Source organism: Vulcanococcus sp., assembly GCF_044369115.1.
Taxonomy (GTDB): Bacteria; Cyanobacteriota; Cyanobacteriia; order PCC-6307; family Cyanobiaceae; genus Vulcanococcus.
Genome location: NZ_JBIPMN010000055.1, coordinates 1 through 13,933 on the forward strand (window position 1 = coordinate 1; position 13,933 = coordinate 13,933).

Below are 13,933 nucleotides of genomic sequence, written 5' to 3' on the forward strand. Positions count from 1 at the left end.
CGATCAGCACCGGCAATGCGGAACTCGAAGATTTCCGTCGCCGGCTTGAGGGTCTGCTGTGAGCAGCTCGTTTGCGGATGTGCAACGGGGCCATCTGCTCACCGAGCAGGCCAACCCCTCCAGTGCTGATCTCGATGCCCTGAGCACCGCCGATCTTGTGGCGGTGTTTGTTGAAGAGGACCGCCGCCCCCAGGAGGCTGTGGCTGCTGCGGCACCAGCTCTCACCGCCGCAATCGATGCCATCGCCGAGCGTTTGCGTTCCGGCGGTCGCCTGTTTTATCTGGGCGCCGGCACCTCTGGCCGGTTGGGTGTTTTGGATGCGGCGGAGTGTCCGCCCACCTTCTGCAGTGCTCCGGAGCTGGTGCAGGGCGTTTTGGCGGGTGGGGCTCCGGCGCTGTTGCGCAGCTCAGAAGGCCTCGAGGATCTGTTCGACGCGGGCCGTGATGATCTCATCAGCCGCGGCTTCAACGCTGCAGACGCCTTGGTGGGTATCGCGGCGGGCGGCACCACGCCCTACGTGCATGGCGGCTTGAGCCACGCCCGCAATATCGGTGCCCTGAGCATTGCCATGGCCTGCGTGCCGGCCGAGCAGGTTGCCATGCCTTGTGATATCGACATCCGCCTGATCACGGGTCCTGAGGTGTTGACGGGTTCCACGCGCCTGAAGGCTGGAACGGCCACCAAGATGGCCCTCAACATCCTCAGCACCGGTGCAATGGTGCGGCTGGGCAAGGTGTACGGCAACCGCATGGTGGATGTGGCGGTGACCAACAGCAAGCTCGAGGACAGAGCCCTGCGCATCCTGGCTGATCTGGCCGGCGTGGACCGTGACGCCGGCCGTGCCTTGCTGCAGGAGAGCGAGGGCTCCGTGAAGTTGGCACTGCTGATGGCCCGCTGCGGCATCGGTGCGGCCAGCGCCCGTGAACAGCTCGCCAGCCACGGCGGCCAGCTGCGCTCAGCCCTCGAATGAGCCCCAGTAAGGCTCAGTGAACAGGTCCAACTTGCGCCGTGTGGCAGCGGGCACCTGATCAGCCGGCGTCATCAAGGCATCGCGCAGGGCGGTGTGGGCCTGGCTGGCTGGGCGTTGCACACCGATGCGCTCTGCTGTGGTACGCACGATCTGCGTGGCCAGCTCGGCGTTGGCGCGCAGGTTGCCGATCACGATCTCCACGGTGACGCTGTCGTGATCGGCGTACCAGCAGTCGTAGTCGGTGGCCATGGCGAGGGTGGCGTAGGCGATCTCCGCTTCGCGGGCCAGGCGTGCCTCGGTGTGGTTCGTCATCCCGATCACCGTGCAACCCCAGCTGCGGTACAGGTTGGATTCGGCGCGGGTGGAGAAGGCGGGGCCTTCCATGCACAAATAGGTGCCGCCGCGGTGCAGGCTGCGTCCCTCCGGCATCAGGCTGTCGGCCACATCACCGAGCAGGCGGCTGAGGCTCGCGCAGAAGGGATCGGCCAGGGCCACGTGGGCCACAGCCCCCTCGCCAAAGAAGCTGATCGGCCGCTGCATGGTGCGGTCGATGAATTGATCTGGCACCACCATGTCGAGTGGTTTCACCTGCTCCTGCAGCGAACCCACCGCTGAGGGGGAGAGAATCCAGCGCACGCCCAAGGAGCGCATCGCCCAGATGTTGGCCCGGTAGGGCACCTCCGTGGGCAGATAGGTGTGGTGGCGGCCATGGCGGGCCAGGAACACCACCTCCATGCCGCCGAGGGTTCCCAACCGCAGGCTGTCGGAGGGGGGGCCAAAGGGCGTGTCGATGGTGAGCTCCTGCACGTTCTCCAGCCCTTCCATGGCATAGAGACCGCTGCCGCCGAGCACGCCGAGGCGGGCCTGGGGGAGGTTCAGACCGGTGGGTGAGGCCATGGTTCGGTTGCGCCTCTCACCCTTCTACCGGAGCGCCCATACTGACTTCTGTTTGCGTTTTCTCCGCCGTGACCAAAGCCGTGATGGTGACCGACGCCGGCACGATCGAACTGGAGCTGTTCGAAGCCGATGCGCCCAACACCGTGGCCAACTTCGTGAAGCTGGCCAAGGACGGCTTTTACGACGGCCTGGCCTTCCACCGCGTGATCCCCGGCTTCATGGCCCAGGGCGGCTGCCCCAACAGCCGTGAAGGTGCTCGCGGCATGGCCGGCACCGGCGGCCCTGGCTACCAGATCGATTGCGAAATCAACACCCAGAAGCATCAAGCCGGCACCCTGGCCATGGCCCACGCTGGCCGCAACACCGGTGGCTCTCAGTTCTACATCTGTCACGAGGCCCAGCCCCACCTCGACGGCGTGCACACCGTGTTCGGTCACACCGGCAACATGGATGTGGTGATGGCTCTCAAGAACGGCAGCCGCATCACCAGCGTCACCATCAGCGATTGATCGGGACTGATTGCGACTGAGCCTGTCGCTGACAACGCTGATGCGCCGGGTTTAGCTCCAGCGCATCAGCGTTCCGGCGTCGACCCGGAGCTGGGGGCGACTCGCCTGAAGCTCTAGGAGTGGTCGTCGCTCCGCTTCCAAGGTGTTGCTGGGATGCGCGGTGCGCTGGCTATCGGGCGCGAGAAGCAGGCTGACGCTGCCGGTTTGCGGCCATCCAGCCATGGTGTGCAGCATCTGCACCAGCTGCGCTGCATCACCGCTCGCCACCAGCACCGCTAAGTCGGGCTGATTGAGTAGCGCCAGCACGCGGGAGTGCTCTTCCAGTTCCAACTCCAGATTGTGCTCATCGCACCAGGTGCGCAGTTGCTGGAACTGGGCCGACTTGGCTTCCCCGCTCAGTTCTTCGTCCGCTGCCGTCGTCCAGGCCAGCACCGCGGCAGGACCGCGGCCGCTTGGTGGATCCATCAGATGGCCGAGTTTGGCCTGCTTGGTTTGTAGGTAGGCGGCGTTGTGCTGGCTGGGGTCCATCACCAGCGGCACTCGATCCTCCACCTGGAGGCCGTAGCCGCCCAGGCCGGCAATCTTGCGCGGGTTGTTGGTGATCAGGCGCAACCGGTGCACCCCAAGATCGCTCAGGATTTGGGCACCCACGCCGTAATTGCGGAGGTCGGCGGGGAAGCCCAGGCGTTCATTGGCTTCCACCGTGTCGAGGCCGCCATCCTGCAGCGAGTACGCCCGCAGCTTGTTGATCAGGCCGATGCCGCGGCCCTCCTGGCGCAGATACACCACCACGCCCTCGCCTGCCTCCTCGATCATGCGCAGGGCAGCTTCGAGCTGCGGGCGGCAGTCGCAGCGCAGGGAGCCAAAGGCATCGCCAGTGAGGCACTCGCTATGCACCCGCACCAAGACGGGGCCATCGGCCTGTTCGGGTTGGCCTTTCACGATGGCCACGTGCTCGCTGCCGTCGAGCTCGTTGCGGAAGCCGATGGCGCGGAAACTGCCGAAGGAGCTGGGCAGTGAGGCTTCCGCCTGGCGGCGCACGAAGCGCTCGGTATCGAGCCTGTAGCGGATCAGATCGGCGATGTTGATCAGCCGCAGGCCGTGGCGCTGGGCGTAATCGACCAGCTGCGGCAGCCTCGCCATGGAGCCATCCATGTTTTGGATCTCGCAGATCACTCCGGCGGGATAGAGACCGGAGAGGCGGGCCAGATCCACGGCGGCTTCAGTGTGGCCTGCGCGTTTGAGCACGCCGCCCTGCTTGGCGCGCAGCGGAAAGATATGGCCCGGGCGGCGTAGATCCCCCGGGCGGGTGGCGGGATGGATGGCCACCTGAATGGTGCGGGCCCGGTCTTCAGCGGAGATCCCAGTGCTGACTCCGTTTTCTGGGCCCGCATCCACGCTCACGGTGAAGGCGGTCTGGTTGCTGTCGGTGTTGCGATCCACCATCAGGGGCAGATCGAGGGCATCAAGCCGCTCTCCTTCCATGGCAAGGCAGATCAACCCCCGAGCCTCGGTGGCCATGAAATTGATCTGTTCCGGCGTGGCGAACTGAGCTGCGCAGATCAGATCGCCTTCGTTCTCTCGGTTCTCGTCATCCACCACCACCACCATTTCGCCATTGCGGATTGCCGCCAGGCCATCGGCGATGGTGTCGAACGGGAAAGCGCTTGGGTTCAGGGGTGGAGGGCCCGCCGGGCCCGGGTTGCAGACACTTTTATAGAGCCCGGTACGATCCGACGTTCCTGACATCCCGGCATGGCCAGCAAGCGCGTTGCGGTGATCGGCGCCTCCGGGTACGGCGGCTTGCAGACCCTGCGCCTGCTTCAGGGCCATCCTGAGTTGGAGGTGAGCTTCCTCGGCGGCGAGCGCAGCAGCGGCAAGCGCTGGAGCGAGCTCACGCCATTTCTGCCCCTGCCGGGTGATCCCGTGGTGCAGTCGCCTGATCCTGAAGCGATCGCCGCTGCGGCTGATTTAGCGGTGTTGAGCCTGCCCAATGGCCTGGCCTCCACCCTGGTTCCTCCCCTGTTGGAGCGGGGCGTGAAGGTGGTCGACCTCTCCGCCGACTACCGCTACAGCTCCCTGGATCAATGGAAGGAGGTCTACGCCTCGGAGGCTCGCTCCTTCCCCCGCACCGACGCCGAACTTTGCTCAGAAGCGGTGTATGGCCTTGTGGAGTGGGAGGCGGAGCGGATCGCGGCGGCGCGGTTGGTGGCAGCACCTGGCTGTTTCCCCACGGCCAGCCTGCTTGCGCTCACACCGCTGCTCAAACAGGGCTTGATTGAAACGGGCGGCATTGTGATCGATGCGAAGACCGGCACCAGTGGTGGCGGCCGCGCCGCCAAGGAGCATCTGCTTCTGGCTGAAGCCTCCGAAGGTGTTGCCCCTTATGGCGTGGTGGGTCATCGCCACACCAGTGAGATCGAGCAGCTGTGCAGCCGCGCTTCAGGCCACGCCATCGCCCTGCAGTTCACGCCGCATCTGATTCCGATGGTGCGGGGTCTGTTGGCCACGGTGTATGGCCGACTCCGGGATCCAGGCCTCACCGCTGAAGATCTCACCACGCTGCTGGCAGCGGCATATCGCCACGCCCCCTGTGTGCAGGTGCTCCCCGTGGGTACCTACCCCTCGACGAAGTGGGTGCGTCAGACAAACCGCGCGCTGCTGTCGGTGCAGGTGGATGGCCGCACCGGCCAGCTGATCCTGATGTGCGCCATCGACAACATGGTGAAGGGCCAGGCCGGCCAGGGCGTGCAGTGCCTCAACCTGATGGCGGGGCTGCCGGCGGAAACTGGTCTGCCCCTGCTGCCCTTCTATCCCTAGGTCAGCCCCAGCCGTTCGGCGGCACGCCGCACGGCCAGAGGCAGGATCCGGTGCTCCTGGGCATGGATCCGTGCAGCCAGGCTTTCCACCGTGTCGGCCTCCAGCACTGGCACGGCCGCTTGCACCAGAATTGGCCCCGTGTCGACCTCCAGGCTCACCAGATGGGCCGTGCAGCCGCTGAGCTGAACGCCGGCTGCCAAGGCCTGCTCGATCGCTTTCGCGCCGCGGAAGCTGGGCAACAGTGAGGGGTGAATGTTGATCAGGCGCTCGGAATAGGCATCGATCAAGGCCTGGGTAACGATGCGCATCCAGCCGGCCATCACCACCAGCTCCACATCGGCGGCCTGAAAACTGGCAATCAGTGCCTGATCGAGTGCTTCACGGCTGGAGTAGCTGCGGTGGTCGTGAACCGTGCAGGGCACGCCCAACCGCAGGGCGCGCTGTTCAGCGCCGCAGCACGGGTTGTTCACCACCAATTGGCACACCGTGGCTGCCAGCTGCCCCCTCTGGCATGCGGCCACCAAGGCTTCGAAGTTGCTGCCCTCTCCCGAGGCCATCACCCCCAGGCGCAATGGGCGAGCTCCGGCGGGCGGGCGATCTGGTGGCAACGGCCACTGGATCGACAGGTTGGGCTCGCTAGGGTTCGGAGGATCGGGTGTCGGGCCATGTCCCATCTCTCCATCCTGCCAACCGTCCTCCGTGATGAGGATGTGCTTGTTCAGGCGCTTGAGGATCTTGAGCTCACGGTGGTCCGCGGCGGCGACCTGCGTGGCTTTGCCGATCAGCGTGAGGCCGTCAGCGTGCGTGTTCAGCTTCCCGAGGGCACCTGGCTGGGCTGGCGCCATGACGCCACCGGTCAGCTGGCTCTGGTGGGAGATCTCCAGCAGCTCGGTCGCTCCCGCTCGCTGCAGCAGCTGCTCGGCGCGATCACACGCCGCTATGCCGCCCGGCAAGCCCTGCGCAGCCTCTCCCAGGATCTGCCCGGCGCCACCCTCGAACTTGCCAACAGCCTGAATCCCTGAGGCACGCCGTGGTTCAGGTCCATCTTGATCTGAGCGAGCCCCAACAACATTTGGTGTCCGTTCAGATCCAGCTTGCGCCGCGGCTGGCGCGGATGCGCCTCGCTTTGCCTGGCTGGACGCCGGGCTCCTATCTGATGCGCGATTACGTGCGCCAGCTTGAGGGCCTGGTGGTGGAGCAGAGCGGCCAGGTGCTCGAGCTCCAGCGCCTGGGGCCATCCGCCTGGGGTGTGGTGTGCGACCCCTGCGGCTGTCTTCTCACCATTCGCTATCGGGTGTTGGCGACGGAACTCACCGTGCGCACCTGTCACCTGGATCACGAGCACGGCTTTCTGGCTCTGGCGGCTGTGGTGCTCGAACTGGCGGGTGAGCGCTGGAGCCGCCATCAGCTCAGCTGCACGCTGCCGCAGGGCTGGCAGGCCTTTGTGCCGCTTCCAAGCTCCAACGGTGTTTGGCAGGCCCGCGACCTGGATCACCTGCTCGATAGCCCCCTCGAGGCTGGTCCGCACCAGCCTCACGATTTTGCGGTGCACGGTGTTCCCCATCAGCTGGTGTGCTGGGCAGGAACTCCTGGTGAGGAGCGCTGGCTACTGAAAAGGCAGCCGAAACTGCTTGAGGATCTTCGGCGCGTCTGCGAGTCCTGTTGCCGGTTGATGGGTGTTGCCTCCCCGGCCGCCCACCGCTATCTGGTGATCCTGCATCTGGTGGACGAGGGCTACGGCGGCCTTGAACATGATGACAGCACGGTTCTTGTCTACGGACGCCGCAACTTTGAGAAGCCCAATGGCTATCGCCGCTTTCTGCAGTTGGTGGCCCATGAATATCTGCATCAATGGAACGTGCGCCGGCTGCGACCAGCGGAGCTCACCCCGATCGACTACCACCGGCCGCCGGTGGTGCCGAGCCTCTGGTTTGCCGAAGGGGTCACCAGTTACCTCGATCAGTTCCTGCCACTCAGCGCTGGCCTGAGTGACCCCGCGGATCTCCTCACGGATTTGGCTGAAGACCTGAGCCGCTACCGGCTCACTCCAGGGCGCGGTGTACAGAGCCTGCGGGAGAGCAGCCAGGAGGCCTGGGTGAAGCTCTACAAGGCTGATGCCTATGCAGCCGATGCCCAGGTGAGTTACTACCTCAAGGGCGCGGTGGTGGCCCTGTGCCTGGATCTGCAGCTGCGCCGCAACGGTGGCTCGTTGATGCAGGTGCTACGCCAGCTCTGGTTGAGCCACGGACGCTGGGGGCGCGGCTATAGCGAGGCTGATCTGGTGCAAGCCTTTTCCACACACTCTCCAGACTTGGCGACCCAGCTACCCCGTTGGCTGCGCGAGCTCGACGATCCAGATCTCGATGGCTACCTATCGAGTGTGGGTCTATTCCTGGACGCGGAGATGGCGAGCACGCCATGGGCAGGACTGACAACGCGTCAAGAGGCCGGCGGTCTCATGGCGGCTCGGGTGGTGCGCGGCGCTCCGGCAGAGCAAGCCGGTGTGATGGTCGGTGATGAGCTGGTGGCTCTGGATGGACAGCGCCTGAAATCCCCGGACGACCTGCAACGTGCCCTGCGCAGCCATCAGTGCCAAACCTTGCTGATTGCAAGGCGATCCCAGCTGCGCAGCCTTGAGCTCCACCCTCAGGCCCCCCACGTAGAGCGTTACTTGCTCAAGCGTGTTGCCAACGCCACTGATGAGCAGATGGCTGCTCAACACCGCTGGTTGCTCCAGCAGCCAGCGCAGGTGGGCTGATGGTGCGGCCCTTCAGCGACAGCAAAACAACCAGGCCCCCTGTTTGGTCCGCGGCGGTACTCGCCGGTGCCTCCGTCCTGGCTCTTGTGGCTTTGGCTCTCCATCAGGAGCGTGATCCGCTGCCGGTGTCGCTACCCGGCGTGGCTCAGCGCCCCAAGGCACCGGCGCCACCGCAGCAGAGCGCCTGGGTTAGCCCGCTTTCGCGCCAATGCGGCGTGCAGGATCAAACGCTTCGCCAGCGGCTTCAGGCGTTGCAACGGGATCTGCCCAAGCGCATCCGCCGGGTCAGTATCGACCCCAGCAACTACGGCGAACGCACCTCCCGTGATGCCTACGGCAACAGCGTGGACACCAATCCCTCGCTGGTGGTTTTGCACGAAACCGTCTACGGCATCGGCTCCGCCATCAACACCTTCACCACCCATCACCCCCACGACCAGGACCAGGTGAGCTATCACCTGTTGGTCGGTGAGGACGGCCAGGTGGTGGAGACCCTGGATCCTTCGAAGCGCGCCTTCGGCGCCGGTTATTCCGCCTTCAAGGGTCGTTGGGACGTGACCAACCCCAACATGGATGGCTCCGTGAACAACTTCGCGCTGCACCTGAGCCTGGAAACGCCACTCGATGGTGAGGACGCCGACTCAGCTCACAGCGGGTACTCCAGTCTTCAGTACGACGCTCTGGCGGTGGTGCTGGCGCATTGGATGCGTCGGTACCGCATTCCGTTTGAGCACATCACCACCCACCGCTACGTGGACCTTGGCGGCGAGCGGGCTGACCCCCGCAGCTTCGAGTGGAACGCGCTTCAGGTGCGTCTGGCTGCCCTAAACGCTCTCTGCTGATCAGATCAGCTCGGGCGCCGGCTTGCGCTGCACGCTGAAGATCAGGCCATGCAGCTCCGGATCCTGCATGTAGCGGAGGATCCGAGCGGGATAGTCGAGCTTGCCATTGTGGAGGTAGGCCAAGGTGGCGACGGTTTTGGCGCGACCTCGGTTCTGGCTGACGTTGAACGTGGACGAGGCCGGCTGCTTGAGCACCAACAGCAAACGTGCCATCTTCCCGGCCAACAGCTCCACGTTGCGCTCGGGATCCAGCAGCTGATCGCGGGCTGCGGCCACCTCTTCGGGGCTGGCTTCTTCTCGCAGCAAGCCCTGTTTCACCATTTCGCTCAGCCCAAGCTGAGCTGGGCCATGGGTGCTGAACAAACCTGAATGGGCGGCAAGAGGCAGGTCTTCGCCTGGTTTGGCGTGCTGCATCTCATCGAACAGAATTGCGGCGAGCAGCATCGGGTTGATCCCGGTGCGATGGCTTTCGCGCCACACCACCGGGCGCAGAGCATCGAGCCGCGTCACCGTATGGCTGCGAAGGGGGGTGAGCTGATCAACGCCTTTGGTGAACAGCTGCGCCAACTTGGGTTGAGGCCCGTGCACGCCGAAGCGGCGCTGCAGCTCCTGCAGCTCCTCCGCTGTGAAGGTTGTGGGGTCAGCTTCGCGGTTTTCAGCCAGGCTGGAGCGGTCAGCCGTGGGGGCAGTTGAGCGGCCCATCCGTACAGACCAATCCACGCTGCCCAGGCTGAGCATGGCGAGCCCTAAGGCGCCCGCGCAGAGCGCGATGCGGGTACTGCTGTGGCGGAGCGTCTGGCCCAGAGCGAAAGGGGGTATTAACCAAAGCTTACGAACCTTGTCTCAATTCGCTAAGCCGTTCGGCGCACGTCTGTGTGCTTGTCCACACAGTCTCGAATCAGTCTCGCCATTTTGGCTTGTTTCTCGTCTCAAAAGGGTTTGCCCCTAGAGATTTCACCGATAGGTTCGATTTGCGCCTGCCTGAACTGGCTTCATGACATCCACCGCTTCCGCTCCCGGCGTTGACGCCAATAGCCAGTGGCAGCGGTTCTGCAGCCAGCTCTGGCACAACGAGAGCCTTGGTTTCTGGCTGGATGTGAGCCGGATGGGCCTCGATGAGGCTGTGCTCAGCAACCTGCGGCCCCGCTTCAAGGAAGCCTTCCAGGCCATGGCTGAGCTCGAAGGTGGGGCCATCGCCAATGCCGATGAGCAGCGCCAGGTGGGGCATTACTGGCTGCGCAACCCATCGCTGGCTCCCGACGCCGCCAGCGGTCAGCACATTCAGGCGGAGATCGACCGCATCGAGGCCTTTGGCCGTGATGTGCTGATCGGCGCGATCCAACCGGACGGCGGATCCCGCTTTACCGACGTGTTGTGGATCGGGATCGGCGGCTCCGGGCTCGGCCCCCTGTTGATGATCCGGGCCCTGCAGGATCCCGGTGCCGGCCTGCCCTTCCATTTCTTCGACAACGTCGATCCCGACGGCATGCGCCGCACCCTGGCCTCCTTGGGTGAGCGTTTGAAAACCACGCTGGTGATCGTGGTGAGCAAATCAGGGGGCACGCCTGAGCCCCACATCGGCATGCTCCAGGCCCGCCGTGCCGTGGAAGCCGCGGGTGGCAATTGGATCAAGCAGGCCGTGGCAGTGACCATGCTCGGCAGCCGCCTCGATCAGGAGGCGGAGCAGGGCGATTGGCTTGCCCGCTTCGACATGTTCGATTGGGTGGGTGGCCGCACCAGCATCACCAGCGCCGTTGGCTTGCTGCCCGGCGTGTTGATCGGCTCCGACATCCGCGCCTTCCTGGCCGGAGCCGCCGAAATGGATGCGGTGACGCGCGCGGCCACCACCCTCGACAGCAACCCTGCCGCTCTGCTGGCTGCTGCCTGGTTCAAGGCCGCTGGTGGCCGTGGTCAGCGCGACATGGTGGTGCTGCCCTACCGCGACCGCCTGGAGGTGTTCAGCCGCTACCTGCAGCAGCTGGTGATGGAGAGCCTCGGCAAGAAGCTCGATCGCCAGGGCAACGTGGTGCACCAGGGCATTGCTGTCTACGGCAACAAAGGCTCCACCGACCAGCACGCCTACGTGCAGCAGTTGCGCGATGGCGTGGACAACTACTTCGTGACGTTTATCGAGGTGCTTGAAGACCCGGGTGACATCCCGCCTCTCGAGGGCGAGAACCCCGGTGATTTCCTCGATGGCTTCCTCCAGGGCACCCGCTCAGCCCTCACCGAGGAGGGGCGATACAACCTGAGCATCACGATGCAGAAGCTGGATGCTCGCAGCCTTGGCGCTCTGATCGCCTTGTTCGAGCGGGCCGTGGGCTACTACGGCGAGCTGGTGAACATCAACGCCTACCACCAGCCCGGCGTGGAAGCTGGCAAGAAAGCGGCAGCTGCCCTGCTGGGTCTACAAGCGCGCCTGGAGCAAGCCATGGCCGACAGGCGCGAGCACACTCTGGCGGAGTTGCAGCAGCTGATGGGCCTGCCTTCGCCGGAGCCGCTCTATTGGATCCTCCGCCATCTCTGCGCCAACCGCCGCCACATCGATGCGCGCGGTGATTGGGGTCAGCCCGATTCGCTCGTGTTCACCCACGACTGACTTCAGGGCTCTCGCTCTGGCGTCTCCACCTCGGGATATCCATGGATATCCCGAGGTGGAGAGCGCTGTCAGGCAACACCGGACCCCCTAAGCCATCCGCGTTCAGGGCACCAAATTCACGAGCTTGCCGGGCACCACGATGATGCGGCTGGGGGCCTTGCCCTCGAGCCATTTGGCGGCGATGTCGCTCTCGAGGGCCAGCTTCTCCAGGGTGGCCTTGTCGGCATCGGCCGGCACCTCCAGATTGCCGCGCACCTTGCCTTTGATCTGGATCACCAGGGGCACGGTGTCGCGCACCAGGGCGCTGGCATCGGCGGCGGGCCAGCGCTGGGCATGGATGCTGCTGGCGGCGAGGGCATCGCCGGCGTTGCGGCCACCGAGCTTCAGCCAAAGCTCTTCGGCCAGGTGGGGCGCAAAGGGAGCGAGCAGGATCAGCAAGTTTCGCAGGGCCTCGCAGGCGATCACCTCACCGCTGCCCTCGAGGTGCGTGCCCATCGCGTTGCTGAGCTTCATCAGCTCTGAAACGGCGGTGTTGAACTGGTAATCGCCATCGAGGTCATCGCTGATCTCGGTGATAGCGGTGTGCACGGCTCGCCGCAGCTCTTGTTCCGCCGGGTTGAGCCCGCCGCTAGAAGCGGCGTCGCCGATGGTCTTGGCCACCAGCTCCGGGCCACCGGCTCCCGCCTCCAGGCTCAGGCCGCGCTCACAGGCGCCATCCACCAGGCGCCAGAGGCGCTGCAGGAAGCGGAACTGCCCTTCCACATCGGCGTCATCCCACTCGAGATCCTTTTCGGGAGGCGCCTTGAACAGGATGAACATCCGGGCCGTGTCGGCGCCGTACTTGTCGATCACCACGGCGGGATCCACGCCGTTGTACTTCGACTTCGACATCTTTTCGAAGAACGTCTCCAGCACGTCGCCGGTTGCCGGATCGCGGGGATCGGTTGGATCGGCCACATCGGCGGGGGAAATGTATTTGCCGGTGTGGGGGTTCTTGTAGGTGATGCCCTGCACCATCCCCTGGGTGAGCAGGCGCTGGAAGGGTTCATCGAAGCTGAGCAGGCCCCGATCACGCAGCACCTTGGTGAAGAAGCGCGAGTAGAGCAGGTGCAGGATCGCGTGCTCGATGCCGCCCACGTATTGATCCACGGGCAGCCAGCTGTTCACCGCTTCTGTGCTGAATGGAAGCGCGGCGTTCTTGGCGTCGCTGTAGCGCAGGTAGTACCAGCTGGAGCACATGAACGTGTCCATGGTGTCGGTCTCGCGCTTGGCGGGTTTGCCGCAGCAGGGGCAGCTCACGTTCACCCAGCTCTCTAGCTGCGCCAGCGGTGAACCGCCCTTGCCGGCGAGGCTGGCGCCCTTTGGCAGTTCCACTGGCAGCTGATCGGCGGGCACGGGCACCACGCCGCAGCTGTCGCAGTGGATCACCGGGATCGGGCAGCCCCAGTAGCGCTGGCGGGAGATCAACCAGTCGCGCAGGCGGAACTGCACTTTCTCGCGGCCCCAACCTTCGGCTTCAGCAGCGGCGGTGATCGCCTGCTTGGCCTCGCCGCTGGACAGGCCATCAAAACGGCCGGAGTGGATCAGTATCCCGGATTCAGTCCAGGCGCCGCCCGCGAAGGCGTGCTCATCGCTGCCGTCGGGAATGATCACCTGCTGCACCGGCAGCTCGTACTGGCGGGCAAACAGAAAATCGCGCTGGTCGTGGGCAGGCACACCCATCACGGCGCCGGTGCCGTACTCGGCGAGCACGTAGTCGGCGATCCAGATCGGAATCAGCTCGCCGTTGGCCGGGTTGCGCACTTGGGCCCCGATCGGCACGCCGCGCTTGGGCTTGTCTTCGGCGGTGCGCTCCTGTTCGCTCTGGCGCGACACCAGATCGCAGAAGGCCTCCACCGCGATCTCTTGGTCAGCCGTGGTGAGCTGCGCCACCAGCGGATGCTCTGGTGCCAGCACCACATAGGAGGCGCCGAAGATCGTGTCTGGCCGGGTAGTGAAGACGGTGATTCGCTCGGCCGTGTCGTTGCCGGCAGCGTCAACCAAGGTGAAGTGCAGTTCGGCCCCGGTGCTGCGGCCGATCCAGTTGGCCTGCATCGTGCGGACCCGCTCCGGCCAGCCCTCAAGCTTGCTCAGGTCGTCGAGCAGTGGCTGGGCGTAGTCGGTGATCTTCAGGAACCACTGGCGCAGCTTGCGCTTCTCCACCAGGGCGCCGGAGCGCCAGGAGCGCCCCTCGCTATCCACCTGCTCATTGGCGAGCACGGTCTGATCGATCGGATCCCAGTTGACCGTGGCGTCCTTCTGATAGGCCAGCCCCGACTCCAGAAACTGCAGGAACAGCCACTGGGTCCAGCGGTAGTAATCGGCGTGGCAGGTAGCCACCTCGCGCTGCCAGTCAATAGAGAGGCCCAACTGGTTGAGCTGCTCGCGCATGGAGGCGATGTTCTGGTCGGTCCAGGCGCCGGGATCCACGCCCCGCTCGATCGCTGCGTTCTCCGCTGGCAGGCCGAAGGCATCCCAGCCCATCGGATGAAGCACCTT

Annotated in this window: 12 protein-coding genes; 7 read left to right on the forward strand and 5 right to left on the reverse strand. The window is 65.0% G+C overall.

Annotation, left to right across the window (positions count from 1 at the left end):
* Positions 1-58: 58 nt before the first annotated feature.
* Positions 59-970 carry an N-acetylmuramic acid 6-phosphate etherase gene (murQ, locus tag ACIQ2E_RS05895; RefSeq protein ID WP_398327531.1) on the forward strand — a complete coding sequence of 304 codons (912 nt, stop codon included), beginning with the start codon at positions 59-61 and terminating at the stop codon, positions 968-970.
* On the opposite strand, the gene ACIQ2E_RS05900 is transcribed toward murQ, so the two are convergent.
* Positions 956-1,867 carry an S-methyl-5'-thioadenosine phosphorylase gene (locus ACIQ2E_RS05900; RefSeq protein ID WP_398327534.1) on the reverse strand — a complete coding sequence of 304 codons (912 nt, stop codon included), beginning with the start codon at positions 1,865-1,867 and terminating at the stop codon, positions 956-958. The genes murQ and ACIQ2E_RS05900 overlap by 15 nt on opposite strands.
* A gap of 68 nt (positions 1,868-1,935) precedes the next feature.
* Between ACIQ2E_RS05900 and ACIQ2E_RS05905 the strand changes: the two genes are divergently transcribed.
* A complete protein-coding gene (locus ACIQ2E_RS05905) occupies positions 1,936-2,376 on the forward strand; it encodes a peptidylprolyl isomerase (RefSeq protein WP_398327537.1) in 441 nt (146 codons plus the stop codon).
* A gap of 51 nt (positions 2,377-2,427) precedes the next feature.
* Here the strand turns inward: ACIQ2E_RS05905 and ribBA are convergent, their stop codons facing one another.
* Positions 2,428-3,987: a bifunctional 3,4-dihydroxy-2-butanone-4-phosphate synthase/GTP cyclohydrolase II gene (gene ribBA / locus ACIQ2E_RS05910; RefSeq protein ID WP_398327563.1), complete on the reverse strand. Its 1,560-nt coding sequence runs from the start codon at positions 3,985-3,987 to the stop codon at positions 2,428-2,430.
* 144 nt (positions 3,988-4,131) lie between these two features.
* Between ribBA and argC the strand changes: the two genes are divergently transcribed.
* Positions 4,132-5,196, forward strand: coding sequence for an N-acetyl-gamma-glutamyl-phosphate reductase (argC, locus tag ACIQ2E_RS05915; protein ID WP_398327540.1), 1,065 nt, complete (start codon positions 4,132-4,134; stop codon positions 5,194-5,196).
* Here the strand turns inward: argC and purN are convergent.
* A complete protein-coding gene (gene purN / locus ACIQ2E_RS05920) occupies positions 5,193-5,804 on the reverse strand; it encodes a phosphoribosylglycinamide formyltransferase (protein ID WP_398327543.1) in 612 nt (203 codons plus the stop codon). The two genes, argC and purN, sit on opposite strands and share 4 nt — an antisense overlap.
* Positions 5,805-5,861: 57 nt before the next feature.
* Here purN and ACIQ2E_RS05925 point away from each other — a divergent pair, with 57 nt between their 5' ends.
* Genes ACIQ2E_RS05925 through ACIQ2E_RS05935 form a run of 3 tightly spaced genes read left to right on the forward strand, consistent with a single transcriptional unit; the run spans position 5,862 to position 8,796 of the window.
* Positions 5,862-6,218, forward strand: coding sequence for a DUF1257 domain-containing protein (locus ACIQ2E_RS05925; protein WP_398327546.1), 357 nt, complete (start codon positions 5,862-5,864; stop codon positions 6,216-6,218).
* A gap of 8 nt (positions 6,219-6,226) precedes the next feature.
* A complete protein-coding gene (locus tag ACIQ2E_RS05930) occupies positions 6,227-7,954 on the forward strand; it encodes a M61 family metallopeptidase (RefSeq protein WP_398327549.1) in 1,728 nt (575 codons plus the stop codon).
* Entirely contained in the window at positions 7,954-8,796 is an 843-nt protein-coding gene (locus tag ACIQ2E_RS05935) for an N-acetylmuramoyl-L-alanine amidase (protein ID WP_398327552.1), read from the forward strand. Before ACIQ2E_RS05930 ends, ACIQ2E_RS05935 begins: the two co-directional genes overlap by 1 nt.
* Here the strand turns inward: ACIQ2E_RS05935 and ACIQ2E_RS05940 are convergent, their stop codons facing one another.
* On the reverse strand, positions 8,797-9,498 hold the full coding sequence (locus ACIQ2E_RS05940; RefSeq protein WP_398327555.1) for a helicase DnaB: 702 nt from the start codon (positions 9,496-9,498) through the stop codon (positions 8,797-8,799).
* 292 nt (positions 9,499-9,790) lie between these two features.
* On the opposite strand from ACIQ2E_RS05940, the gene ACIQ2E_RS05945 reads away from it, so the two are divergent.
* Entirely contained in the window at positions 9,791-11,395 is a 1,605-nt protein-coding gene (locus ACIQ2E_RS05945; protein WP_398327558.1) for a glucose-6-phosphate isomerase, read from the forward strand.
* A gap of 102 nt (positions 11,396-11,497) precedes the next feature.
* Here the strand turns inward: ACIQ2E_RS05945 and leuS are convergent.
* A partial coding sequence (gene leuS / locus ACIQ2E_RS05950; RefSeq protein ID WP_398327561.1) for a leucine--tRNA ligase occupies positions 11,498-13,933 on the reverse strand: 2,436 nt, incomplete at its 5' end.